This window comes from Streptomyces sp. NPDC051738, assembly GCF_044453205.1.
Lineage (GTDB): Bacteria > Actinomycetota > Actinomycetes > Streptomycetales > Streptomycetaceae > Streptomyces.
The window spans coordinates 56,880-81,171 of record NZ_JBITCM010000031.1 but is presented as its reverse complement, the minus strand read 5'-3'; the positions used below and the strand labels follow the sequence as shown (position 1 = coordinate 81,171).

General features: G+C 68.5%; 21 protein-coding genes and 4 pseudogenes. 9 read left to right on the top strand and 16 right to left on the bottom strand.

Annotated elements, in window-relative coordinates; translation table 11 throughout:
• Positions 1-84: pseudogene (locus tag ACIA8X_RS43555) on the top strand (IS5/IS1182 family transposase); the annotation flags it as partial.
• A gap of 306 nt (positions 85-390) precedes the next feature.
• On the opposite strand, the pseudogene ACIA8X_RS43550 reads toward ACIA8X_RS43555, so the two are convergent.
• Positions 391-786, bottom strand: a pseudogene (locus ACIA8X_RS43550) (transposase family protein); the annotation flags it as partial.
• A gap of 403 nt (positions 787-1,189) precedes the next feature.
• On the opposite strand from ACIA8X_RS43550, the pseudogene ACIA8X_RS43545 reads away from it, so the two are divergent.
• Positions 1,190-2,410: pseudogene (locus ACIA8X_RS43545) on the top strand (IS110 family transposase).
• 33 nt (positions 2,411-2,443) lie between these two features.
• Here the strand turns inward: ACIA8X_RS43545 and ACIA8X_RS43540 are convergent.
• From ACIA8X_RS43540 to ACIA8X_RS43520, 5 genes and pseudogenes are all read right to left on the bottom strand, one after another.
• Positions 2,444-2,815 (bottom strand): annotated as a pseudogene (locus ACIA8X_RS43540) (transposase family protein); the annotation flags it as partial.
• Between the two features lie 42 nt (positions 2,816-2,857).
• Positions 2,858-3,505 (bottom strand): DUF998 domain-containing protein, encoded by a 648-nt coding sequence (locus ACIA8X_RS43535; RefSeq protein ID WP_393460946.1) that lies wholly within the window; start codon positions 3,503-3,505, stop codon positions 2,858-2,860.
• A 123-nt stretch (positions 3,506-3,628) separates the two neighbouring features.
• Positions 3,629-3,880, bottom strand: a complete 252-nt coding sequence (locus ACIA8X_RS43530) for a transposase (RefSeq protein WP_393460943.1) — start codon at positions 3,878-3,880, stop codon at positions 3,629-3,631.
• Positions 3,874-4,539 (bottom strand): transposase family protein, encoded by a 666-nt coding sequence (locus ACIA8X_RS43525; RefSeq protein WP_393460940.1) that lies wholly within the window; start codon positions 4,537-4,539, stop codon positions 3,874-3,876. The genes ACIA8X_RS43530 and ACIA8X_RS43525 overlap by 7 nt, the downstream gene beginning before the upstream one ends.
• A 201-nt stretch (positions 4,540-4,740) precedes the next feature.
• A complete protein-coding gene (locus ACIA8X_RS43520) occupies positions 4,741-5,130 on the bottom strand; it encodes a hypothetical protein (protein ID WP_393460937.1) in 390 nt (129 codons plus the stop codon).
• A 70-nt stretch (positions 5,131-5,200) separates the two neighbouring features.
• On the opposite strand from ACIA8X_RS43520, the gene ACIA8X_RS43515 reads away from it, so the two are divergent.
• A complete protein-coding gene (locus tag ACIA8X_RS43515) occupies positions 5,201-6,112 on the top strand; it encodes an IS982 family transposase (RefSeq protein WP_393460934.1) in 912 nt (303 codons plus the stop codon).
• Positions 6,113-6,151: 39 nt separating this feature from the next.
• On the opposite strand, the gene ACIA8X_RS43510 is transcribed toward ACIA8X_RS43515, so the two are convergent.
• Positions 6,152-6,859: a TIGR02391 family protein gene (locus ACIA8X_RS43510; RefSeq protein ID WP_393460931.1), complete on the bottom strand. Its 708-nt coding sequence runs from the start codon at positions 6,857-6,859 to the stop codon at positions 6,152-6,154.
• Positions 6,860-7,140: 281 nt separating this feature from the next.
• On the opposite strand from ACIA8X_RS43510, the gene ACIA8X_RS43505 reads away from it, so the two are divergent.
• Positions 7,141-8,409 (top strand): hypothetical protein, encoded by a 1,269-nt coding sequence (locus tag ACIA8X_RS43505; RefSeq protein ID WP_393460928.1) that lies wholly within the window; start codon positions 7,141-7,143, stop codon positions 8,407-8,409.
• Positions 8,410-8,808: 399 nt separating this feature from the next.
• Here ACIA8X_RS43505 and ACIA8X_RS43500 read toward each other — a convergent pair whose 3' ends face one another.
• Positions 8,809-10,302, bottom strand: a complete 1,494-nt coding sequence (locus ACIA8X_RS43500; protein ID WP_393460925.1) for an alpha/beta hydrolase — start codon at positions 10,300-10,302, stop codon at positions 8,809-8,811.
• 460 nt (positions 10,303-10,762) lie between these two features.
• Between ACIA8X_RS43500 and ACIA8X_RS43495 the strand changes: the two genes are divergently transcribed.
• Positions 10,763-10,975 (top strand): neutral zinc metallopeptidase, encoded by a 213-nt coding sequence (locus ACIA8X_RS43495; RefSeq protein WP_393460922.1) that lies wholly within the window; start codon positions 10,763-10,765, stop codon positions 10,973-10,975.
• Between the two features lie 47 nt (positions 10,976-11,022).
• Here ACIA8X_RS43495 and ACIA8X_RS43490 read toward each other — a convergent pair whose 3' ends face one another.
• Together ACIA8X_RS43490 and ACIA8X_RS43485 are read right to left on the bottom strand one after the other, a co-directional pair.
• Positions 11,023-12,570 carry an MFS transporter gene (locus ACIA8X_RS43490; protein WP_393460919.1) on the bottom strand — a complete coding sequence of 516 codons (1,548 nt, stop codon included), beginning with the start codon at positions 12,568-12,570 and terminating at the stop codon, positions 11,023-11,025.
• 47 nt (positions 12,571-12,617) lie between these two features.
• Positions 12,618-13,019 (bottom strand): DUF3291 domain-containing protein, encoded by a 402-nt coding sequence (locus ACIA8X_RS43485; RefSeq protein WP_399460609.1) that lies wholly within the window; start codon positions 13,017-13,019, stop codon positions 12,618-12,620.
• A 91-nt stretch (positions 13,020-13,110) separates the two neighbouring features.
• Between ACIA8X_RS43485 and ACIA8X_RS43480 the strand changes: the two genes are divergently transcribed.
• Positions 13,111-13,731 carry a MerR family transcriptional regulator gene (locus ACIA8X_RS43480; RefSeq protein ID WP_399460608.1) on the top strand — a complete coding sequence of 207 codons (621 nt, stop codon included), beginning with the start codon at positions 13,111-13,113 and terminating at the stop codon, positions 13,729-13,731.
• Here ACIA8X_RS43480 and ACIA8X_RS43475 read toward each other — a convergent pair.
• The 6 genes from ACIA8X_RS43475 to ACIA8X_RS43450 form a co-directional block, all read right to left on the bottom strand.
• On the bottom strand, positions 13,728-14,705 hold the full coding sequence (locus tag ACIA8X_RS43475) for an FAD-dependent oxidoreductase (RefSeq protein WP_399460607.1): 978 nt from the start codon (positions 14,703-14,705) through the stop codon (positions 13,728-13,730). The genes ACIA8X_RS43480 and ACIA8X_RS43475 overlap by 4 nt on opposite strands.
• Before the next feature lie 170 nt (positions 14,706-14,875).
• A complete protein-coding gene (locus tag ACIA8X_RS43470; protein ID WP_393460907.1) occupies positions 14,876-15,769 on the bottom strand; it encodes an ABC transporter permease in 894 nt (297 codons plus the stop codon).
• On the bottom strand, positions 15,756-16,571 hold the full coding sequence (locus tag ACIA8X_RS43465) for an ABC transporter ATP-binding protein (RefSeq protein ID WP_393460904.1): 816 nt from the start codon (positions 16,569-16,571) through the stop codon (positions 15,756-15,758). Before ACIA8X_RS43465 ends, ACIA8X_RS43470 begins: the two co-directional genes overlap by 14 nt.
• A gap of 31 nt (positions 16,572-16,602) precedes the next feature.
• A complete protein-coding gene (locus ACIA8X_RS43460) occupies positions 16,603-17,709 on the bottom strand; it encodes an ABC transporter substrate-binding protein (RefSeq protein WP_393460901.1) in 1,107 nt (368 codons plus the stop codon).
• A gap of 341 nt (positions 17,710-18,050) precedes the next feature.
• Positions 18,051-20,027, bottom strand: coding sequence for an FAD/NAD(P)-binding protein (locus tag ACIA8X_RS43455; RefSeq protein ID WP_393460898.1), 1,977 nt, complete (start codon positions 20,025-20,027; stop codon positions 18,051-18,053).
• Positions 20,024-21,049 carry an amino acid ABC transporter permease gene (locus ACIA8X_RS43450; protein WP_393460895.1) on the bottom strand — a complete coding sequence of 342 codons (1,026 nt, stop codon included), beginning with the start codon at positions 21,047-21,049 and terminating at the stop codon, positions 20,024-20,026. The genes ACIA8X_RS43455 and ACIA8X_RS43450 overlap by 4 nt, the downstream gene beginning before the upstream one ends.
• A 617-nt stretch (positions 21,050-21,666) precedes the next feature.
• Between ACIA8X_RS43450 and ACIA8X_RS43445 the strand changes: the two genes are divergently transcribed.
• The 3 genes from ACIA8X_RS43445 to ACIA8X_RS43435 are packed head-to-tail and all read left to right on the top strand — an operon-like array spanning position 21,667 to position 24,289.
• The gene (locus ACIA8X_RS43445) at positions 21,667-22,803 is read left to right on the top strand and encodes an LLM class flavin-dependent oxidoreductase (RefSeq protein ID WP_393460892.1); all 1,137 of its coding nucleotides are present in this window, start codon (positions 21,667-21,669) and stop codon (positions 22,801-22,803) included.
• A complete protein-coding gene (locus ACIA8X_RS43440) occupies positions 22,800-23,336 on the top strand; it encodes a GNAT family N-acetyltransferase (RefSeq protein ID WP_393460889.1) in 537 nt (178 codons plus the stop codon). Before ACIA8X_RS43445 ends, ACIA8X_RS43440 begins: the two co-directional genes overlap by 4 nt.
• A complete protein-coding gene (locus ACIA8X_RS43435; RefSeq protein ID WP_399460606.1) occupies positions 23,333-24,289 on the top strand; it encodes an ABC transporter substrate-binding protein in 957 nt (318 codons plus the stop codon). Before ACIA8X_RS43440 ends, ACIA8X_RS43435 begins: the two co-directional genes overlap by 4 nt.
• The last annotated feature ends 3 nt before the right edge of the window (positions 24,290-24,292 follow it).

The following is a 24,292-nucleotide window of genomic DNA, read 5'->3' as shown; positions in this document are numbered from 1 at the left end:
CGGATCTTCCGCAAAGCCCGGTGCAGCCCCAACCGCATGTCGTCAATCGCCGCCGCCATCCTCACCCTGGAGCGACAACGCTGAAAAGGCTCAGTGCTCGTGGTCCTGGTCCTTCTGCATGAAGACGATGCCCTCGTCCTCGACACGAGGCACCATGTGGGGATTGCCTCTCCGCACGCCTCGCACGAGGCGGTGGAGGCGCTGTCGATCTCCCGGGCGAGCCGATATGCCATCTCGGACAGCGTCGGCTCGACTCCCACCAGGTCGCCCAACTCCTCGACATCGCTGGGGACGGCCTGTTCGACGGGTCCCATGAGGCCCCCTATGGGCTGTCCCGTAATGATCTCGGGCTCGCGTTGATGCGGTGTCCCGTTGTGGGGCATCGCCTGCCTATCCGGCGAGGGCGAGGTTGCGCAGGCGGGCGATGCCAGGCATGGCGTGGTGGACGCCGTCTCCTCTGAGTCGGCAGTCGCGCAGGATCTTCCAGCCTTTCATCCGGGCGAAGACATGCTCGACGCGGGCGCGGACCTGTTTGTGGGACTTGTTGTGTGCCTGCTTCCAGTCGGGCAGTTCCTCGCCTTTGCGTCGGCGATGTGGCATGACGAGTCCTGTGCCTGGATAGCCGCCGTTGGCGATCGTGGTGGTCTTGCCGACGGCGGCCTTGGCGCCGGATTCCTCCCATGCCTTGCAGTCGGCGCGGTTGCCGGGAAGTGGTCGTCCGACCATGACGATCAGGCGGGTGTCGGCGTCGATGACGACTTGGTGGTTGGTGGAGTACCGGTAGTTCTAATAGCTCATCGGTGAGCCCGAGCGCGAGAGTGCAAGGGCCCGCTGTGCGAGTGGAAGCCTGCCCCCGTTCCGGGACTGGATCCCCGTGGTCAGACCGGCTTCGCCTCGCCCCTTGCCCTGTCGGGCGGAGACCTTCGGTAGTTCCGGGACATCGATCTCTTGTCAAAGACCGGTCCCACCCGGCAGGAGCGCGGACATCACAGGTTTCATGTCGCCAGCCCGTCGGCAGGGGCCGACCTCTCAGCAGTTCGCGAGCCCGAGAGCTCTTCAGCAGACCAAGGTCCCTGCCGGTCGCTGGAGACACGAACGGCTCATGAGATGGCGTGCCTTGAGCACTTCTATAGAGCGCCGCGTGCTCCGCCTGCAAGTGAAACCCCACGTTGACACGGAGGCAGAGACATTGAGCACGATCTTCTGCGGCATCGCCTGGGCGGAAGGACACCACGACATAGCTCTGGTGGATGGGGACGGTGCCCAGCTGGCGAAGTTGCGGATCAGCGATGACAGCGCAGGATTCCACGCGCTGATGGAACTGCTGGCCCGACACGGTGATAGTGCAGAGGATCCAATCCCGGTCGCCATCGAGACCCCCCGTGGGCTGCTCGTCGCCTGCTTGCGGGGCACCGGCCGCAAAATCTACGCGATCAACCCACTGGCCGCCGCCCGTTACCGCGATCGCGCCAGCGTCTCCCGAGCCAAGTCCGACGCAGGGGACAACATCCTGCGGACCGACCGGCACGCTCACCGCCCTCTGCCTGACGACAGCGAAGCCGGGCAGGCCGTCGCAGTCCTGGCCCGCGCTCCCCAGGACGCGATCTGGGACCGGTAGCAGATGATCAACCGGCTCCGCTCACACCTGCGCGAGTACTACCCGGCCGCCCTCGCCGCCTTCCACGGCCCCGGAAAACCCGGACTCGACTCGCCTCGGGCCCGCGTGATCCTGACCGCCGCACCCATGCCTGCCGACGCCGCCAAACTCACCCGCAGCCAGCTGCGCGCGCTGCTCAAACGCGGCGAACGTCCACGCTGCGGAATCGAAGCCGAGGTCGAGCGACTTCGGGAGATCTTCCGCGCGGACTACCTCCGACAGCTGCCGCAGGTCGAACAGGCTCTGGGACACCAAGCCACAGCCCTCATCCGGCAGGTCGACGCCGCTTGCACCAGCGTCGCCCAGCTCGCGGCCGCGACGGAGGAGGCATTCCTCGCGCACCCAGATGCCGACATCATCACCAGCTTCCCGGGACTGTCCGTGCTCTCCGGAGCACGCGTCCTCGCAGAAATCGGAGACGATCGCAAACGCTTCGCGGACGCCCGAGCGATGAAGGCATACGCCGGCGCGGCCCCCGTTACGCGGGCCTCCGGCCGCAGCGACGTCGTTGTAGCCCGCACTGTCAAGAACCAACGACTGGCCTCAGCAGGCCATATGTGGGCCTTCGCAGCCCTCCGCACGCGGGCTCCCCGCGCCCACTACGACCGACGGCGTGCCGGCGGAGAACGCCACACCGCAGCTCTCAGGAACCTGTTCAACAAACTGCTCGGCTGCCTCTACTACTGCCTACAGCGCCGCACGCTATTCGACCCCGATCGTGCCTTCACGCCGCCCATGGACCTCGCCGCCTGAGCGCCTACTTGACCCACCAGCGACATGAGATGTCTGACCGTGGTCGGCGACTGCGTGGTCGCGGGTGGGTACCAGAGTGCCGTCCACGATGAGCGCGGTGTCCTTGCGGAATCGCTTGTGCGGCTGGAGTACGAGCATGGGGCCAAGGTGGTCGATGACGCGGCCAGCTGTGGACTTCGAGACGCCGAACAGCGGGGCGAGCTGTCGCATCGTCAAGTTCGTGCGCCAGTAGGCCGCCACGAGCAGTACACGGTCCTCCAGCGGAAGGCTCCGGGGCCGGCCCTTGCGGACTGCGTCCGCGCCCTCGCGCCGCAGTGCGGTCACCAACATGGTGAAGCAGCGTGGGCTCAGTCCAGTGAAGGGGCCTATCCAGGACGGCTCCGAAGCCGAGATCACACCAGCCATCGCAAGATCGTCTCACCCGCGATCCGGCGTTATGGCCAACCGTCAGGTGTACAGGATGCGCACGGCGAGCAGCGTCTGCCAGGTCCAGCCGATAGTGAGCGAGATCCGCTGGATGAGTCCGCCGAGGTCGACCCAGCGTTGATGCTGGTCGAACGCGGCACTGGCCAGCGCCATCGTCGCTGCGAAGAGCACACCGCTGGCGATCGAGTAGATGGCCCACCCAGGTGAGTTGGGCAGGGCGAATACGAAGCAGGCCACAGCGAGGGCGAGGAATCCGATGAGAGACAACAGGTCATGCAGAGCCCCTGCGCGGGTGTGACGCTGGAGCTGATCGGGCGTGCCGGGAGGGTAACCGCTCACCGGATCGGTCCGGAAGGCACCTGCGCCCAGCAGACCGACCGCCCATGCGCCGATCAGCAGGGCGCCCCAGCGTGAAGGCCCAACACGCCACAGGCCCGCGGCGAAGATCAGCGACAGCAAGCCCGCGAGCAGGAAGTTGGCGGTCTGCGCCCACCCGGCACGGCCGAGGGCGAGCGAACTGACGGGATGGCGGAACGGTCTGTAGCCCACACGACGGGCGCCTTCAAACAGATATGCGACGGTGAACAGAGGCCCAGCGGCCATCCCGCAGGCAAGCAGCACTTGATTCCCCATCTCGTCAACATAGGTTGACAGGATGAACAGTGTCAACCTCGGTTGACATGAAGGCGGAGCCCCTGGCTGTCGACGTCAAGTGATCATTTACGGGGCAGCCCTTACGGGCTCGTGCATGGTTGGCCGTGAGACGTCGAGGACTGCGGTGGGGCTCGGGGGTCACATCTGCCGTGCCAATTTCAGGTCCGTGATCTCTTGGTGGGACAGCAGGCCGGCGATGGCCTGGACGGTGTCGCTCATGTGCTCGCGGTGGCCGAGGTGGCGTGCGAGTGCCCGCCAGTTCTTCAGGTGGGCGATGCCGTGCTCGACGCGGATACGGCGTGAGGAGTGCGCTCTGCGCTGGCGCTCGTACATCTCCTCGTACCAGTCCGGGGCGTTCTTCTTGAACGTGCGGTGCGGTGGTGTCACCACGCGTCCGCCGGTCTGAGCACCCAGACCCTGATAGCCGGCATCGGCGAGGATCTCGACCGCGGGCCGTCGGCCAGGAGCTTGACCAGCCCCAGCTGGCGGGCGTGGGTGATGTCCGCGCAGCTTCCGGGCTTGGTCGGGCTGCAGAACGGCACCCGGCCGTCCTCGTCCGTGACCACCATGGATTTGACGGCGTTCTGCTTGTTCTTGCCGGAGATGAACTTGTCCCGGTCCTTGCGTCCTTGGGCCGGTTGGCGCACCCGGATCTCGGTGCCGTCGATGATGCCGGTCTTCCCGGTCGCGCCGAGATGGTCGACGACCTCGGCCAGGCTTCGCAGACGCACGTCGGGGCTGATGGTGCACCCCCGCTCAGCGAGCAGGGGCCGCACCGCGCCGACAGCCCGGGTGATGGTCGAGCGGTCCACCCCGAACCAGCAGGCCAGCACGTCGTGAGTGGCCCCGTGACGGAGATGGACCAGGGTGGCCAGCAGCCGTTCAGCGAACACCAGTTGGTGCCTCGCATCAGCGCCTACGGCCCGCTTCCGTTGCCGGGATACGAGCCTGGCCTGCTGGCGCTCGTGCCACAACGGGCCGATCTCAGCGACGAGTTCAGCGATCACATCGGCCGTCAGGCCCTTGATCCGCCGGTTGCTGATGATCACTGCACGAGTCGCGTTCCCCACCACATGACCATGATCAACGATCAAGAGCTCGACGTCTCACGGCCAGCCATGCACGAGCTCGTTAGATGATCAATTCCAAGGGATGCCTGCGGAGGGTGTGGGGTGGGCGGCGGCCGAAGCCACCGCGAGACGGTCAGGCGGCGGGCTGCCGGCCCTGGTTGTCGAGGTGGCAGCGGGCGGTCAGGCGTCAGGGTCGACTTCGGGGTGCGTGAACCGCACGGGCTTGCCCAGCGACCGGGCGTTGGCGATTTCGGCTCGGGTGCTGTCTCCGATGTAGTCGCCGACTACGAGCACCTCATCAGCGAGCCGGATCTTCGCCCGGTGCAGATCGTCGAGTCGAACCTTGAGCGCCTCGGCCTCGACAGGGTCGGACCAAAGTTCGTGCGGCGACTTCATGTCACAGCCCGGTTTGACGACAATCTTTCCGGCTTTGGTCTCCCGCAGATCGGCCTCGTTCATCTCGGTCATGAAGCGGGTGGAGCCGCAGATCACGACGATACGCGGGAGGCTCAACAGCTTCTTCGCCTCGGCGAGCTTCTCCTCGGGGGTGAGCAGTTGCGGGTATGACACTGGTTCCTCCTGGTGGGGTGGTCCAAGGGGTGCCTGCGGAGACGAGAACGAGGGTGTCCAAGATCGTTTTGTGACGAACGACGTGGACACCCTCGCGACAGGACTCTATGCGACGACCGACGACATGCTGAAGGAGCATCCCGACCTGGCGCCATGGCGCCCGCCGGTCGGCATTACGCCCCGCCTGAGCGATGCCGAACTGGTCACCCTCGCCACAATGCAGGCCATGCTCGGCTACACCTCCGAGGCCAAATGGCTCCGCCATGCCCGTGCCCACCTGCGCCACCTCTTCCCCTACCTGCCCCAGCAGCCCGGCTACAACAAGCGGCTGCGCAAGGCCGCCGGTCTGATGCGAAGCGTCAACCGGATCCTGGCCACCACCTCGGTGTGGAGCGACGACGTATGGGTCGTGGACTCCACCCCGGTGGAATGCGGCCGCTCCCGCGAGACCGTCAAACGCTCCGACCTGGCAGGTTGGGCCGAGTACGGCTACTTCGCCGGCCACAGCCGCTTCTTCTGGGGCCTGCGCCTGCACCTGGTCTGCACCCTTCAGGGCCTGCCCATCGCCTTCGCCCTGACCGGGGCCAAGGCCGACGAACGCGAGACCCTCCTTGACCTCCTGGCAGCCGAATGCGAGCTTCTGCGAGAGCGCCCCCGACAGACTCTCATCGGCGACAAGAACTACTTCGGCTGTGGTTTCGAACGCGAACTGTCCGAGCATGGAGTCCAGTTGCTGCGGCCTGCCCGTAAAGGTGAACGGGAACGGCCTGGCGCAGCCCTGTTCAAGCCGCTGCGACAGGTCATCGAATCGATCAACGAGATCTTCAAGGGACACCTTGACCTCGAACGGCACCGAGGGCGCACACTCGGCGGTGTCATAGCCCGCGTCATGCAACGCATCCTCGCGCTGACCGCCGCGATCTGGCACAACGACGCCACCGGACAAACCGTCCTACGCTCACTGATCGCCTACGATCACTGACCCCTTGGACTAGATCATCTAGGGGCAGACAAGGCCACGCTACTCACGCGCCGTCTCCACCGAGCACTCCTCGATCCATCGCGCGACGACCGAGAAGGTCGCCAGGTACTCCAGGGCCTCCTGCTGGGTCCAGGTGACCTGCTCCTCGTGCGCCGCCAGATTCCGGATGCCGAGGAACGCCCCGGCGGACAAGTACTTGGCTCCCTCCTGCCGCGCTTTCCAAGTGGGGGTGTCTCGGTCGCCGTCGAACCTCAGCCGGGGTTTGCCCGTTGTCGGCGACTTGGGATCGAAGGACTGCATGCACAGGTCCATCTCGCCGATGTCATGGCGGCCGAGTTTCTGTTGCAGTCGACGATTCACCTTCCGCGCAGCCGTCAGCACAGCGTCCTGGTGGGCCTGGGCGGCCCAAAGTGGTGCGGCCGGCTCCCAGACCCACGGGTGTAAAGCGTCGGCCGACAGACCTGGCCCTCGGGCCCGTCGGAAGGCATCGAACTCGTCTTGATATGCCGCCAGTTCACGCGCGTGTATTGCAGCCTCACGTGCGGGTCCCCACCGCTTCTGCTTTGAGCTGTTGAAGTGCACCGTGTAGTCGCCGAGTCCCTGCGTGTACTCGTTGGCGATCTGGCGTACGACGATCTCCTTGCGGACCAGAGCCTCTTCCTGGGAACGGAGTCGAACCCAGTCCCCAAGTTTGTCGATGCCCTCTATGAAGTCGTCGAGCTTCTCGATCGCCCAGGCGTGGTCCATGCTGGGAGGGTAGGGCGAATGCCTCGCCTGAGCGCGGCATTTACGGAGGACTGGTTGACTCCCGAGGAGCGCCAGGAGCCCTGCCTCCGGTGACGGGTGGGAAGTGGAAAATCAGCCCTAAATGGGATCCATCCGGCCAAGCATGGTGCGATGGGTCTCGCATCGTCGTGCTTCGGGAATCGCTTTCTTTGGATCAACCGCCTTCGGGCAGCGGGTTCCTCGACTCACGGACCGCACCGTAACTCCCCACAGATCTTCGCGTACGTCAGCCGGAGGAGCCCGTGAGCGACCGAGAGCCCAATCTTCGGCTTGCCGCGCTGCTTGCTGAGGCCGAGTGGAGCGCGGGGGAACTGGCCAGAGCCATCAATGCCCTGGGGACAGCCCAAGGTTTGCGGCTGCGCTACGACCGCAGTTCGGTCGCGCACTGGCTCGGCGGGACCCGGCCGCGCGGGCCGGTTCCCGAACTGATCGCCGCGGCTTTCACGCAGCGACTTCGCCGCCTCGTCACCCCTGCGGACACCGCGCTCGTCCCTCTCAGGGACCCCACGGTGCTGCTGGCCCGCACTCCACCGGGGGGCGGAGCTGTGCACCGACTGATCGACCTGTGTCACACGGCGGCAGACCCCAACCGCCGCACTTTCCTGATGCGGACCGCGTACACCCTGACCTCTGTCAGTGCGCCGGACTGGCTGGCCCCGCCACCCGTCGAACCGCAGGATCAGCGGCACGCCGGTGCGGCCGGTCCGCAGGACGTGGCGGCATTGGAGGAAGCAGCCGCATGCTTCGCCACCATCAGTCAACGCTACGGCGGCGGGCACATCCGTGGCGCGCTGACGGCCCATATCGCCGACCAGGCCAGTTACCAACTCGCCCGCCCCGCATCAGCCGGTCTCCACCGCGACCTGCTGACCGTCGTAGCACAACTCACGCACCTCCTGGCCGACATGACCGCGGACGACGTGCTGCCCGGGCTCGCGCAGCGTTACTCGCACCTCGCGCTGGCAGTCGCCCAGGAGGCCGGGAACCGCCGCCAGTACGCAGTCTCCCTGAGGGCGGCGGCGGCCCGGGCGCTGCGGCTGGGCCACCCCCTGTACGCACTGCGCCTCGCGGAGGCAGCAGTTGAGGCGGGCGGACCGGCTGCCGACTCCTCCGCCCTCGCCTTCCTCCTCACCCAGCGTGCCCTGGCCCATGCGTACGACGGCCGTAGCCGCCGAGCCCTCGACGACCTGCTCGCGGCCGAGCGTCATCACAGCCGCGCCACAAGCCCCGCGGGCCCCTTCACGGACTATCCCCGGGCGGCCCTGGAATTCGAGCGCGCCGAGGTACTACTGGCGCTGGGGCACCGTGCTCACGCAGGTGCCCACCTGCGGAGTTCCCTGCAACTGCGTGCCCCCGACCAGCACCGACCGCTCGCCCTCACGTATGCCCGTCATGCCGAACTCCTCGTTCACACGCCCGCCCACCCTCTCGACGACGCCCGCCCCTTCGTGCCCGAGCACGACCGGCGCGGCCGGCGGCAGGAGCCGATGCGCACCAACAGGTCCGTGTGACACACACCCGCGGCGACCAGACGTACGAGGACTTCGTCATCGCGAGGTTCGTCGATCTCGATCTCGATCTCGCAGAGCTCGAGCGAAGCCCGCACCTCACTCAGTACGGCCGCTGTGATCCGCATCCTGACCTCTCACCGGGCTCTGAGAAGCGAACGGGGCAAAGGCGCCGGGCAAAGGGAAACTCGATCTCTGATGCGTGGAGCAACGTGTCACGGAAAGGTCCTCTCAAGGGCCCCTTCGGCCTGTGGGGAACGCCATTACACGTGGCCGGCGTCGTTGTCAGGAAGTAGCCCGTGGGCCTGATGTGGGGCACGCGTTGACCGCTCGTGCGTTCGTGAACACGCGCCTTGCTCGGCTTGATCCACCGGACAGGCCCCCCACCAGTCGCCTTGGTGGCTACTCGCCCTTCGCGTTCACTTCCTCGGACGGGCAGGCGGTGTTTCCGTCCGGCAGCTGCCCCGTCACCAGATAGCGGTCCACGTGCTGCTTCACGCAGGCAGCGTGGGCGTAGCCCGTGTGGCCCTGGCCCTCGTAGTCGATGATCACGGGCGAGTCGAGCCGGGCGGCCGTCTCCTCGGTCCACAGATACGGGGTCGCGGGGTCGTTGCGGACGCCGATCAGGAGCATGGGCGGGGCTCCGGGGTGGTCGATGTTCGCGATGAAGCCGTCACTCGGGGGCTGGCCGTGGCAGAGCTCGATCTCGGAGAGTTCACCGCGGCCAAAGATCGGGGACGCCTTTTGGAACTCCGGCCGCAGGGAGTCGAGTTTGCGCTGGAGGGCCTGCACATTCCCGCGGACTCCACGGTCGGTGTAGTCGGTGCAGTTCACCACCGTCCAGGCCGCGCCTTCGTTGTCCTCCTCCGGCTCGGCGAGTTCCGCCAGAACCGTGAGGTCCTTGAGGCCCTTGTCCCGCTCCAGCCTGCCCAGGCCGTCCGCGAGCTCCGGCCAGGCACGCGTACCGTACAGCGAGTTCTCGATGGCGAAGGCCAGCGACTGACCGGTGAACTCCTTGCCGTCCTTGGTGGTCAGCGGGGACTCGTCCAGCTGGGCGACCAGCTTTTCGGCCTTCTCCACCGCCTTGTCCGGGTCCATGCCCGTGTACACGCAGCTCGGCTGCTTGGTGCACCAGTCGACGAAACCCTCGAAGGCGAGTTGCTGGCCCTTCACCACGTCCATGGCCTGTTCCGTCAGGGGTTTGGAGAGGGTGTCGACTCCGTCGAGGACCATCCGGCCGACGTGCTGCGGGAATTGGGCGGCGTAGACGGCGCCGATCCGGGTGCCATAGGAGAACCCCAGGTAGTTGAGTTTCGGCTCGTCCAGCGCCGCGCGCAGCACGTCCATGTCCCGGGTGACGTCGACCGTGCCGACGTGGCGCAGGATCGGGCCGGTATGGCTTTCGCAGGCGCGGGCCGCCTTCTCGGTGGCACGCAGCAGTTCGGCGGCGTCCAGGTATTCGGTGCCCATGAGCGGCAGGGCGCCGTCGCAACTGATGGGGGCACTCTCGGCGATGCCGCGGGGGTCGAAGCCGACCACGTCGTAGGACTTGGCGAGATCCCGCCAGCGGTCGAAGCGGGTGCTGGTGCCCTGGGTGCCGCTCTGCCCGGGACCGCCCAGATTGAGGACCAGTGAGCCAAGCCGGGTCGGCCCGGTGGCCGGGATCCGGGCCAGGGCCAGCTCGATGGTGCCCTGGTCGGGGTGCGCGTAGTCGAGCGGGACCTGGAGCTTCCCGCACTGCATGGACGCGGGGTAGGAGGCGGGGCACGGGCCCCAGCCGATCTTCTGCTGGTAGAACTCGGCGAGCTGCGGGTCGTCCGCGGCCGGGCGCGGAGTGGTGCCGCCAAGGGTCGCGGCGGTCAGAACCGCAGCGCAGAACAGTGTTGCGCATCGCATGGCACGCTCCGAGGATGTGCCCCTCTCTCACCATAAGCAGGCGTTGAAGAGGTGGCACTCGTTGGAGCGGAGGGCTGGCTCAATTGCCCATGCTGGCCATTGAGGCGAGCAACCATGAGAATGGCGAAGTAAGCAATCGCCCATACCTGAATCCCAGCGTCCCAACACGTGACCCCATCCACCGCGAACGCGCAGACACGACCGTCAGTATCGATGCCAACCTTTCTGGATCCGATGCATACACAATGTGTGACTTCATGAAGTACGTGTTTGAAGACGTGCATAGCGTCTGGACCGGGGTGTGGACCAGTGCCGGCTATCCGGATCCGGAAACTACTTATTCTTTCCCGGGACCTGGAGAGGTGGTCGACTGGGGCTGAGGTCAGCCGAATGACGCGACGGCAGCGTATTGCCCCATCGATGATCACCTGGTGATATCGCAAGTCGTGGCCACGGAGATATGGGAAGGCGTACACAGGACCAATCCGGATCCCGATTTCGGATTCCCGGCAGGAGACTTCTCAGTGCTCATGCGGTGGCCCATGAATACGCTCATCACCTTCAGGGCGAGCTGGGGCTCGTCCCCTCCAGCGAAACTGAGCCGAGGCGATTCCCGGTCTACAAGACGGAGCTCCATGCAGACTGCTGGGCGGGAGTATGGGCGAAAAGCTGAAGACGAGCAGTTCCACGGGACGCCGGAGCAGAGGCGAGACGCATTTCTCACGGGTTGGAACAGCGGTGTTCCGGTGGAATGCGACACATACTTGCTCGGCGACTACTAGCCGGATAGCCGGATACGCAAACACCCACTGGCCCTGGCAGGCTCGCTGCGGGCGCCGGGCGCGGCCGGCGCGGGATTCCCAGGGCGCACAGCGCGCCGCCGAACACCACCGCGACGCCGACCCACACCGCGGGCTGCAGGCCGTCGACGAACTGCTGCGGGCTTCGCGTGCTGCCGTGTGCCACGAACACGGTGCTGAGTACGGCGATGCCCAGCGCGCCGCCGATCTCGCGGACGGTGGTGTTCGCGCCGGAGGCCTTGCCCGCGTGCTCCTTGGCGACCGAGCCGAGGACGACCGCGGCCGTGGGTGCGAAGACGAAGCCCATGCCGATGCCGGCCACGATCATCGGGCCGACCAGGGAGGAGTAGGCCGTGTCCGTGTCGGTGACGAGGTTGATCCAGCCGAGGCCCACGCCCTGGAGGAACAGGCCGAGTGCCATCAGGCGTCCGCCGCCGACCTTGTCGGTGAGCAGGCCCGCGACGGGGGCGACGAACATCGGCATGAGGGTCCAGGCGAGGGTGCGGACGCCGGCCTCCAGCGGGGTGCGCGGGGGCACGATCTGGAGGTACTGGGCGAGCCGGAACAGGGAGCCGAACACGCCGAAGTACATCGTCGCGGAGACGATGTTGGTGAGGGTGAAGGCGCGGACCCGGTAGAAGGACAGGGGCAGCAGCGGCTCGCGGGTGCGGGCCTCCCAGGCGACGAACGCGGCCAGCAGCACGGCGCCCGCCGTGAACGCGCCGAGGACCTTCGCCGAGGTCCAGCCGTCGGGCTCACCGTGCACGATCGCCCACACCACGGCGCACAGCCCGGCCGCCGCCAGCACCATACCGACCAGGTCGAGACGGACGCCGGGCAACGAGCTCTCCCGCAGGGCGAACAGGACCAGAGGAATGGCGATCACACACACCGGCACGTTGATCCAGAAGATCCACCGCCAGTCCAGGCCGTCGACCACCGCGCCGCCCACGACCGGACCCATGGCTACGGCCAGGCCGCTCACCCCGGACCAGACGCCCAGCGCCATCCCGCGCAGCCGCTCGGGCACCGCCTGGGACAGCAGGGTCAGCGACATTGGCATGACGGCGGCAGCCCCGAAGCCCTGGATCGTGCGGAAGGTGATCAGCTGGGCGCTGGTGTCGGACAGGCCGCAGCCGATGGAGGCGAGCGTGAACACGGCGATGCCGGCGACGAAGACCAGGCGCCTGCCGAACCGGTCACCGAGCGCGGCCCCCGTCATCAACAGGCAGGCGAAGCTGAGGACGTAGGCGTTGACGAACCACTGGAGTTCCTGGGTGTTCGCCCGCAGGTCGACGGCGAGCGTGTGCAGGGCCGTGGAGACGACGAGGTTGTCGAGCGCGACCATGAACATGGGCACGCTGCACGCGACGATGGCGAGCCACAGGGGTATGCGGCGGGCCGCCGAGGGTGCGGCCGGGTCGGTGACGGGATCGTCGAGGACCGGGTTCTCTTCGGACAGCGTCATGGCGAGGGACTCTCCTAGCGGAATGGGTGTCCAAGGGGGGCGGGGGATCAGCTGCCGGTCTGTGCCTGCTCGGCGAGGCGGTGCTTGGCGTCCGTCCAGTCGATGGGCAGGTCGGTCGCGGGGACCTGCCAGAACGTGAAGACGGAGTCCTTCATCGTGGGCCGCAGGCCGTTCATGATCGACCGGTGCGGTTCGGTCTTCGCGTAGGTGTACAGCGCCTCCTTGTTCTCCCAGGCCGACAGGGTCCAGAAGGTGCGCTTCAGTGGTTGGGCGATCAGTGAGGCGCCGTAGGCGCCGGGTGCGCCGGTGACCTGTTTCCACGCGGTCAGTGACTGAAGGAAGAAGCGCGGAACGTCCTTGAGTGAGCGGACCTCCAGGCGGGACGCCATGACGAACGCCTCGGTGTCCGGTGCGGGGGTGTTGACGGTGGTCCAGCGCAGGGTGGGCATGGCTGTGGCCCTCTCCGGAGGAAATATTGGATACCTCTACTATCTATGTTAGACAGTAGAGGTATCCAGTTTCCAGAGCGGGGGCCGATCGATGCGTATATCCGAGTTGAGCCGCCGCAGTGGTGTGGCCGTCACGACGATCAAGTACTACCTCCGTGAGGGGCTGCTCCAGCCCGGTCAGCAGACGGCGGCGACGCAGGCCGAGTACGACGAACACCACCTGCGCCGACTGAAGCTGATCCGGGCGCTGACCGGTGTCCGCGGCCTGTCCGTGAGCACCACCCGGGAGGTGCTTGACGCCCTGGCCGAGCACACCGACGACACCCATCGCGTTCTCGGTCTCACGCTGGGCTCCCTCGCGCCGGCCGGAAAGCCTGCCGACCAGGCCGACGAGGCCGGTGAAGTCGACGCCCTGGTCGAGGAGTTGGGCTGGGATGTGCACCAGGCCGCCCCGGCCCGCGGCACGCTCGCCGACACTCTGTCCTCCCTGCGCTCGCTCGGCGTCCCGATCGACTGGCGCGTCCTCCTGCCGTACGCCCGACTCGCCGAGCGCACCGCCGTCCTCGACCTCGACCAACTGGGCGGAATCGAGGACCCGTTGGAGGTCGCCGAGCGGGCCCTGCTGCTGACCGTCCTCCTGGAACCCGCGCTGCTGGCGCTCAGGCGCATGGCCCAGGAGAACGAGTCGGCGCGGCGGCACACCGGCGACTAACCCCGGAGCTCGCGCAACAGCTGTGCCGCCGCCTCCTTCCCGGAGGAGAACGCGGCCTCGTGCGAGCCGATCTGGTCGTGGTACTGCTGCTTGGAGTGGAAGTACGAGCCGCACAGCTTCACCCGCGGCCCCTCGTTGACCGCGTAGATGGTCTGCTGCGCGGTGCGCATGGCCATGTCGATGACCGGGTGCTCGTAGCGGAAGGTCCGGATCACCGACTCCTCGGTGACCGGCAGGGGGTAGTCGAGCGTGACGAAGTAGTCGGTCCGCGCATCGAAGCCCTGCAGTTTGTTCATGTAGTAGGCGACGTACGTGCGCGGCTGCCCGTCCACCGTCACCTTGCCGTAGTTCCAGGCCTCCCAGCGCGCGCGGTCGGCGGGCATCACCGAGGGGTCGGTGTGCAGGACGACCGTGGAGGCGTTGTAGCGCAGGGGCGACAGCAGCTCGTGCTGGGCCGGGGTCGGGTTCTCCAGCAGAGCGCGGGTCACGTCGGCGTGTGTGGCGGCGACGGCGTGGTCGAAGCGCTCCTCGCCGGACGCCGTCCGCACGACGACGCCGTCCGGGTCCTGCCGGATCCCGGTGACCGGCTCGGACAGCCGGGTCTTCGGGTCGATCGCCGCGATCGCCTTCCGCACGTACGAGATCGAGCCCCCGACCACCGTCCGCCAGTCGCCCCGGCGGCCGCCGAGACCGCTCTCGTCGTGGGCCATGAAGAAGGCGATCACGGTCGTCGCGGGCATCTCCCAGATCAGTTCGGCGGGCACCGACCACACCGCGCTGCACAGCAGGATGAAGTAGCCGTACCGGAACTCCTGGCTGTAGCCGCCCCGGTCGAGGTACTCGCCCATCGGCATGTTGGTGCGCTTGCGGAAGAAGTCCCGACGGCCCTCCTCGTGGAACCGGCGTGCCTCCCGCCAGATGGTCCGGAAGGACTCGGGGTGGCGGGCGCGGACCTCCTCCTCCGGGAGGTCCATCTCCTCGCTGCCGTACTGGACACCGCCGTCGAGGCCTCACGCAGCCGTGCCTCGGCCCGGCTGCGTGAAGCAGGTGCAGCCGGGCCGAGGTTGAGCGGTTCCGCATGGGTGCCGCCTGTGCGGACGCGCCGTCCCCCTCGGCTGCCCGTGGTCCCCGTCGTTCAGTTCGTTCAGTGAGTGACCAGCAGGCCGCGGCTGCGCAGGACCCAGCGCTCCAGCGGGCTGAAGATGAGCAGGTCGATGGCGATGCCGACGAACAGGATGAGGAGGATGGCGAAGAAGACCATGGCCATGGAGCTGTTGGTGCGGCCGTTCTCCAGGAGTTGGCCCAGGCCCACGCCGAGGTCGGGGTGGGAGGCGATGATCTCGGCGGCCATGAGGGAGCGCCAGGAGAAGGCCCAGCCCTGCTTCAGGCCGGCGAGGTAGCCGGGCAGGGCGGCGGGCATGACGATGTGCCAGGTGCCCTTCAGGCCCGTGGCGCCCAGCGTGCGGCCCGCCCGCAGGATCAGCGGGGGTACCTGGTCGACGCCGGAGACCAGGCCGTTGGCGATGGAGGGGATGGCGCCGAGCAGGATGACGGCGTACATCATCTTGTCGTTGAGTCCGAGCCAGATGACGGCGGGCGGGACCCAGGCGACGGAGGGCAGGGACTGCAGGCCGGACAGGATCGGGCCGATCGCCGCGCGGACGAACTTCACGCGTGCCACGAGCAGGCCGAGCGGCGTGCCGATGGCGAGGGCCAGCAGGAAGCCGAGCATGCCGCGGGAGACGGATGTCCAGATGTAGTCGAGGAGGGTGCCCTGCAGCCAGGACTCGCGCAGTTCGCCCCAGACGTCGGCCGGTGGGGGCAGTTTGGAGGGGTCGTCGGCGATCCCGGAGGAGACCAGGAACTGCCAGACGGCCAGGACCAGGGCGATGGCGACGAGGGGCGGCAGGACCTTCTGGGTGAGGGTCTTGCGGAAGGGCGTGCGGGTGGTCTGGACGGTGTCCAGGGCGTCCAGGCCGGCTTCGAGTCCGGCGAGGTCGTTGCCGTCCTTGGCGGTGGTGGTCTCAGTGCTGGCCATGGCGGCGGATCTCCCCACGCAGTTCTTCGGTGATCTCGACGGACAGTTCGGCGACCGCGGCGTCCTCGATACGACGCGGATGCGGCAGGTCGACCGTCCACTCCCGGGCGATACGGCCCGGACGCGAGGACAGCAGGACGACGCGCTGGGCGAGCCGAACCGCCTCGCGCACGTTGTGCGTCACGAACAGCACCGACAGTCCCGTCTCGCGCCAGATGCGGGTCAGTTCGTCGTGCAGGACGTCCCGGGTGATCGCGTCCAGCGCCGCGAACGGCTCGTCCATCAGCAGCAGCCGCCTGTCCTGCGCCAGCGCCCGGGCGAGCGCGACGCGCTGGCGCATACCGCCGGACAGCTCGTGCACCCGCTTGCCGTGCGCGCCCTGCAGTCGGACGAGGTCCAGCAGCCGTTCCGCCTCCGGCCGGCGCTCCGCCTTGGCGACCCCGCGCAGTTTCAGGGCGAGTTCGATGTTCTTGCCCGCGGTCAGCCACGGGAACAGCGCGTGCTCCTGGAACATCAGGGCGGGCCGGCCGTCCGTGCCGATCGAACCGGCGGACGGCAGGTCCAGCCCCGCGACCAGGTTGAGCAGAGTGGACTTGCCGCACCCGGAGGCCCCCAGGAGGGTGACGAACTCGCCGGGTGCGACATCGAGCGTGATGTCGTCCAGCACGAGTTGCTGTCCGCCGGGTGTGCCCGGCGCCGGGAAGGACTTCGAGACATGCTCGATCCGGGCGGCGTACGGCACCGCCGTGGTGTCCTCCGCGACCTTGGCGGTCGTGGCCGTCGTAGTGGCCATCGTCGTCATCTCCTGGGGGACTCGTCGGATGCGGTGGTCGTTACTTGACGCCGAGACCGGCGTCGTCGACCTCGTCCTTGCCGTCGGCCTTGAGGACCTTGTTGAGCGGAGCGAGGTCGTAGATGCCCTTGAGGTCGGGCTTCTCCAGCAGACCGGCCTTGACGGCGTGCTCCGCCTCGGTGTCGAGGGTGGCGGCCAGCGGGTCGTCCAGGAAGGTGATCGACTTCCAGGCCGGGTCGATGACCTCGGCGGGCAGGGCCTTGCCGGTCTCCTCCTTCAGCGCCTCGTTGGCCGAGGCCTTGGCCTTGTCCGGGTTGGCGTTGATCCACGCGTTGGTCTTCACCGAACCGCGCAGCACGGCCTCGACGACATCCGGGTGCTTCTTCAGGAAGTCCTGCCGGACGATGATGTTCGTGATCACGAACTTCTTGTCGGGCCACAGGTCGCCCTCGTCGAGCAGCACCTTGCCGCCCTCGGCGACCAGCTTGGACGCGGTCGGCTCCGGCACCCAGGCGCCGTCGATCGAGCCCGACTTGTAGGCGTCCGGCGTGATCTTGTTGTCGGTGCGGACCACGGAGACGTCGCCCTTGCCGCTCTCGGCGTCGACCTTCCAGCCCTGCTCGGAGATCCAGTTGAGCAGCGCCACGTCCTGGGTGTTGCCGAGCTGCGGCGTGGCGATGTTCTTGCCCTTGACGTCCTTCAGGGACTTGATCTTGTCCGGGTTGACGACGAGCTTCACGCCGCCCGAGGCCGAACCGGAGATGATCCGCAGGTTCTTGCCCGCCGCCTTGGTGTAGCCGTTGATGGCGGGGGAGGGGCCGATCCAGCCGATGTCGAGGGAGCCGGAGTTCAGCGCCTCGATCTCCGAAGGACCGGCGTTGAAGGTCGAGGGCGTGATCTTGGTGCCGCCGAGCTCCTTCTGGAGCAGGCCCTCCTGGATGCCCACCAGGGCGGTGGCGTGCGTCAGGTTCGGGAAGTAGCCGATGTTCACCTCGTCGACGGAGAGCTTCTTGGCATCCGCCGCGACCTCGGTCTGCTTGTCGCTGTCGGTGGACTCGGCGCCGTAGCCGCAGGCGGTCAGCAGCAGGGGCAGCGCCGCTATGACGGCGAAGGTGCGCAGGGTGGTGAGCGGTCTTGCGGCAGACACAGAGGTGTCCTCTCGAGGAAAGGGTGTTCAGGGAGGTACGGCAAGGCAGGCAGGGGGCCTGGTGACGCGTACCGGCACACCACTCGCCCGCCATCCCGACGGGACAGCAGGGGCGCAGCGGTGTGTGGGGGGTGGGTGCGCGTCGCGGAGAGTCTCAGACGAGCCGACAGATGGCGCTGGACGTACGGCCGAAGTCGATGTGGCGACGCGAGGTCAGGAGGGCCGGGAACAGGTCCGTGCGGTCACGCATGCTCATGGCGTCCCCACCCCACAGATTCCTAGTTTTCCTACCTGGTTGATGGGGATCGTGGCAGAAGGTTGCGCCTATCCCAAGTGGTTGTTCATATAATGGACGCTTCCTTCTCTCCATGTGAGAAAGGCGAGGTCAGGCCCCCGGCGCCAAGGGCGCGCAAAAGCGCGCGCGCCACCGCGTCATTCTGGCGGAAGGCGGGCGCGTTGGTGCGGGGCCGGGCGAAAGCGGCGACGGCCCGGCTGTTGGTGGGGGCGCCGAGGGCGATGCGCCGGGGGTGCGTTCCGCCGAGCGATGGGTCGATGACATGGCCGTTCTCGGAGGAGACCGCGAGCAGGCCGGAGCGGTGGGTGTGGGTGGGGTCGGCGATGACCTCCTCGGTGAGGGCGCCGGTCCGGTGCAGGTCCCGCAGGAGGGGGTCCTCGGTGCGGTCGAGGGAGGGGCGCGGCAGGTATGCCTCGATGAGGGCGGTCGCGTGGACGGTGTGCCCGGGGACGGTGGGGCTGGTCGCGGTGAAGGTGCCGGCGCTCTCGTCGGTGCCGATCCGGACGTCGGCGCCCACGAAGTGGACGATCCCCGCCCGGGACAGGGCCAACAGCTCGCGCAGCCGGAAGCCGGGCGGGCCGGAGGCCAGGAAGCTGAAGAAGCCCTGCCACCAGCCGTCGAGCCGCTCGGCGACGGACCGCGCGGTCAGCCGTCCCGCGGCGACCAGGCGGGGCAGCTGGCCGTAGAGGGACAGCAGGGCGAGGAACGCCCCGAGATCGGCGCTGAACTCCGGGTCCTCGCGGCGGGCGACATCCTGGGCGATGTGCTCGCGCAGATGATCCTGGAAGGCGTCCGGTGCCGGGAAGGAGAGGCCGTCCAGCGGATGATCCAGGGCATCGAAGTCCAGGCGGTCCGCCGGGTCGGGTACGGCCGCGGCGACGAGGGCCGCCATGGCGTCGTCGTACCAGCCCAGGCGGTCGTACGCGGCGACGAAGTCCGGCCAGGGGAGTGCGGTGCGTTCGGGGTGGGCGTGGAAGAGCTCGTGGTAGTGGCCGAAGCCGATCTCCTTGGCCATCAGCGGCCACACATCGCGCCGCAGGTCCAGCGGGCGCCCCTCGGCGAGCAGCGCGTCCACCGCCTCGGGGCCGAAGTGCCGGGGCAGCGGCGGGCGGGGGCCTTGGAGGCGGTAGCGGGCCTTGGAGTGGTACGGCACCCCGCGCCGCGATCCGACGTGCAGGACGGGCTCGCGGCCGGACGGAAGGTAGGTGAGGGTGCCGTCGGCCTCGGTGCGGTATGTGCCGCCGCGGCCCTCGGTGAGCATGGCCATCAGGTCGATGAAGGCGAGCCCGAAGCCCCGCAGGATGACGTGTTCGCCGGGCCGCAGTGCGGACAGGTCGGCGTCGGCTGAGAACTCCGGGGGGAGATGGAAGCGGCCGTGGCGGCGGGCGAAGCCGGCGTGCTCGCGCTGCTCGGCGGCGGGCGTGGCGCCGATGTGCCCCTGGGCCAGGATCACCAGGTCGGCGGTGAGCGGGTCGGCGCGGTCGGCCAGGTGCACGTGCTGCGGGCCGTCCGGGGGACCGGTGACGGCGGTCGCGGTGGTGCGATGCCACTCGACGGTCACCGAGGGCGGCAGCTCGACCAGCGCCCTGCGGAACACCCAGTCCAGATAGGCGCTCTGCGCGCGGCGGGTGGGGAAGTCGGCCGCGTCGAGTGAGCGCAGTTCGGCGAGCACCTCCGGGTCGGCGGGTTCGGCGTACGGGGTGTGACGTGGGCCCCGGCCGGAGAACTGGGCGGCCCACTCGGCGAGCGAGGGACCGGGCCGTACCGGGCCGTCGATGGTGGAGGACTCGTCGGTGAACATGGTGACGTCCTCGGCCATGGAGTTCATCCGGAGCAGCGCGGACTGCTCGTGCCGCCAGACGCGACCTGGTCCGGGCGGATGCGGGTCCAGCAGGTGGATGCGCAACTCCCGTGTCCCGTCCCACAGTTCGGGAGCGTTGGCGGCGATCCGCTCCAGCAGTCCCGTGGCGCGCGGCCCCGCGCCGACGACGACCAGGACGGCCGTGGCGGGTGCGCCGCTCACCGGTCACCGCCGATCGCCGGGCGGGCGTCGGCGGCCGTCGCCGCGCTCAGCCGGTGGCGTACGGCGGTCAGGTGGCCGCGCGCCCGCTGCAGCGGAGTGGGCGGCAGAGCGCGGGAGTTGCCGCGGGCGTAGTACCGCTCGACGTAGAACTGGCCCGCGCTCAGCACCGTGGTCACCGCGATGTACCACAGCGTGGCGACCATCAGCAGCGGAATGACCTGGTAGGTCTGGTTGTAGATCAGCTGCACCGAGTACAGCAGGTCGTGCACGGCCAGCACGCTGACGATGCTCGTGCCCTTCAGGGTGCCGATCAGCATGTTCCCGGCGGTCGGCACGATGGAGCGCATCGCCTGCGGGACGACGATCCGGCGCAGGGTGCGGCGTCTGCTGAGCCCGAGCGCCTGGGCGGCCTCGTTCTGCCCGGAGTCCACCGAGAGGATGCCACCGCGCACCACCTCGGCGGCATAGGCGGACTCGTGCAGGGTCAGGCCGATGACGGCGGTGAGGGTCGGGCCGAACAGATTGACCGTCTTGACGGTGACGAACTCCGGGCCGAACGGGATCCCGAGCCCGAGCGTCGGATACAGCGCGCCGATGTTGAACCAGAACAGCAGCTGCACCAGCAGCGGAGTGGACCGGAAGATCCACACATAGCCCCAACTCAGCGTGCGCAGCACCGGGTTGGCGGACAGCCGCATCACCGCGAGCGCCGTGCCGAGCAGGAAGCCGAGCACCATCACCACCGCGGTCAGCCACAGGGAGAGCAGCAGCCCGTCCAGCACGGCTGTCGTGGTGAAGTACCGGCCCACCACGTCCCATTGGAAGGCCTCGTTGCGGACCACGGAGTTGAGCACCATCGCGAACAGCAGCAGGGCGAGGGCGCCGGTCAGCCAACGGCCGGCGTGCCGGCGCGGGACGACCCGCGGCAGGTCCGCGTCCGCGGCGCCTTGGCGGGCGGATCCTTCGGGTGTCTGGGGCGTCTTCGTGGCAGGGGTGGGCGTGACATGGGGCGGCGTGACCATGGGGAGGCTCTCTCCAGGGGAGGGAATCGCAGGCGTGGATGACCCCGGTGGCATCCGCAGGGCGGCGCACTTACGGGCGCTGCGCGGGTGCGGTGCGGCCGGGGCGCGGCGTCGTCACGCTGCCGCGTCCCTCAACGCGGCCGGAGAGGCTGCCACGCATCGCGGAGCCGGTCCGCCGTCGATCGTATGTGCCCATGGCATCGATGTGTCAACAGCGCCGCGGACGGCGCCGGTCGGGCCCGTCCGGCATCCGGGCTCTGCTTGACGAAGAGCGCGATGTACTGCTCAATTAGTCGCATGAATGCCCAGCAGCGCTTGGTCACGCGCGATCACATCGACTTCTGTCGGGTGTGCTCCGCGGCGTGTTGCGCCTGACTCGGCAGCGGGCCGTCTGACCGGCCCTTCCCTCCCTCGGTGACCCCGTCGCGGGCCGAGTTCTCCCTTCACGCGCGCTGCCGCCGCACCCTTTCCACCGACGCCCGGCGTCGTCACGCCCGTATCGACTCGTCCTTCCACTCGTCGCCGCCGTTCTGACGAGCCATCACCCACGCCTGCACGCCCGGCAGTTCCGCCATGCCCGCGTGCGTGCCGCCGTATCCCCTGAAAGGCCCACGCCCATGCCCGTGGAGTTCCTCGGCATCGCCGCCACCAACAACGGCTCCGAAACCACGCCGCGCTCCGGCGCCGCGTTCGACAAGGAGTACACGCTCCGGCTCGCCCGGGCACACGAGGACCACGGCTGGGACCGGGTGCTGTTCGCCTACGGCTCCGGATCACCGGACCCGGCACCGGCCGCCGCGTACATCGCGAGCCGGCTGGACCGCCTCCAGATCCTGCTCGCCCACCGCCCGAACGTCTCGTACCCCACCTTCGCCGCCAAGACCTTCGCCACCCTCGACCAGATCAGCGACGGTCGGCTGACCGTCCACTTCATCACCGGCGGCAACGACCACGAGCAGGGCCGCGAGGGCGACACCCTCACCAAGGACGAGCGCTACGCCCGCACCCGCGAGTACATCCGGATCGTCAAGAAGATCTGGACCACCCACGAGACCTTCGACCACGAGGGCGAGCACTACCGCTTCCACGACTTCGTCAGCGACGTCTTCCCCGTCCAACAGCCCCGCCCGAACGTGTCGTTCGGCGGCTCGTCCCCCGCCGCCTACGCCGCGGGCGGCGCCGAGGCCGACATCTACTGCCTGTGGGGCGAGCCCCTCGCGAAGACCGCCGAGCAGATCGAGCACGTGAAGGCCGCAGCGAAGGCCGCGGGCCGCACCGACGTGCCGCGCATCCAGGTCGCCTTCCGCCCGATCATCGCCCCGACCGAGGAACTGGCCTGGGAGAAGGCCCACCGCACGGTCGGCGCGATCAAGGCCCGCAGGGAGCGGGGCGAGGCGATCACCAAGCGCCACAACGGACACGCGCAGCCACAGAACACCGGCTCGCAGCGGCTCATCGCCATCGCCGAGGCGGGCGAGCGCTACGACCGCGCCCTGTGGACCCCGACCGCCGCCGCGACCGGAGGCGCGGGCAACTCCAACGCCCTGGTCGGCACCCCGGAGACGGTCGCCCAGGCACTGCTCGACTACTACGACCTCGGCGTCGACATCCTCTCCGCGCGCGGCTACGACCTGCTGGACGACGCCATCGACTTCGGCCGGTACGTGATCCCGATCGTCCGGGAGGAGGTCGCCAAGCGCGACGCCGAGCGTGCCGCCCGCGGCACGCAGGCCCTCACGGCGGTGAACGGATGACCTCCGTCGCCCAACCACCGGCTCGGTCAACCGAGTTGACGGTCCTCGAAGTGCCCGTGTCCGACCCCTTGGTGGAGCCACTCCTGCGGGAACTCGGAGACGAGTACTCCGCGCGGTACGGCGGGGACGCCCACGGCGAGATGGCCCGCTACCCCGACGAGGAGTTCACCGCGCCGTACGGCGGCGTCCTGCTCCTGCTCCTGGAGCACGGCGAGCCGGTCGCGGGCGGCGCCTTCCGCCGGTACGACGCGACCACGGCCGAGCTGAAGCGGATCTGGACACACTCCGCCCACCGCCGCCGCGGCCTCGCCCGGCGCGTCGTCGCCGAGCTGGAACGCGAGGCGGGCGCCCGCGGCTACCGGTGCGTCTACCTGACGACGGGACCGCGCCAGCCCGAGGCCCGCGGCCTGTATCTGGCCACCGGCTACACACCGCTGTTCGACACGGAGGCCGACCCGGAAACCATCGGTCCGCTGCCCTTCGAGAAGCACCTGACCGCCGAAGCACCCACAGGAAGGGCCGCCGAGCTGTGAACGTCCACGGCATCAGACCACGCCTGCGCGGCGCCGCCGCCCTCCTGTTGCTGCCCCTGCTCGCACTGAATGCCTGCGGCTCCGGCGCCGCCGACGGCACAGCGCCGGTGGGCGCCCAGGGGTCCCCCGCACCGACCGACGACCCGGTCACCGCCGTACGCAAGGTGGACTCCGCCGCCGCCCTGCTCCCCGCCGACGTACGCAAGTCGGGCACGCTCCGGGTCGGCAGCTCGGTCGGCTTCCCGCCCGGTGCGTACTACCCGAACGGCCCGGACAAGGCGCCCGCCGGCCAGGACATCGACCTCGCCGACGCCGTGGCCAAGGTGCTCGGCGTGAAGCTGGAACGCCAGGACGCCTCCTTCGAGACCATCCTGCCCGCCCTCGGCAGCGGCAAGTACGACGTCGGCACCGGCAACTTCGGCGTCACCGCGGAGCGCCTCAAGACCATCGACTTCGTCACCTACATCAACGACGGCCAGGGCTTCGGGGTGAAGAAGGGCAACACCACGCTCAAGTCGAAGGTCACCGACCTCACCCAGCTGTGCGGGCTGACCATCGGCACCGGCGCCGGCACCACCTTCGAGGCGACCCTCAACGCGCAGAAGGGGGTGTGCGCGAAGGCGGGCAAGAAGCCGTACGACGTGAAGGTCTACTCGGAGAACGCGGCGCCGCTCACCGCGCTCCAGCAGGGCCGTATCGACGTGATCATGTCGACCATCAACGGCCTGCGCCACCAGGCCGCACAGCCCACCTCGCAGACCGCGTTCCTCGGCGAGTTCCACCGCCTCGACGTCGGCTTCGCCTTCAAGAAGGGCTCCGCGCTCACCAAGGCGTTCCAGGCCGCCGTCAACGCGCTGATCAAGGACGGCACGTACGCCCGGATCCTCGCCAAGTGGGGCACCTCCGCCTCCGCGATCGACACATCGCGGATCAACCCGCCCGAGCACAGGTGACCC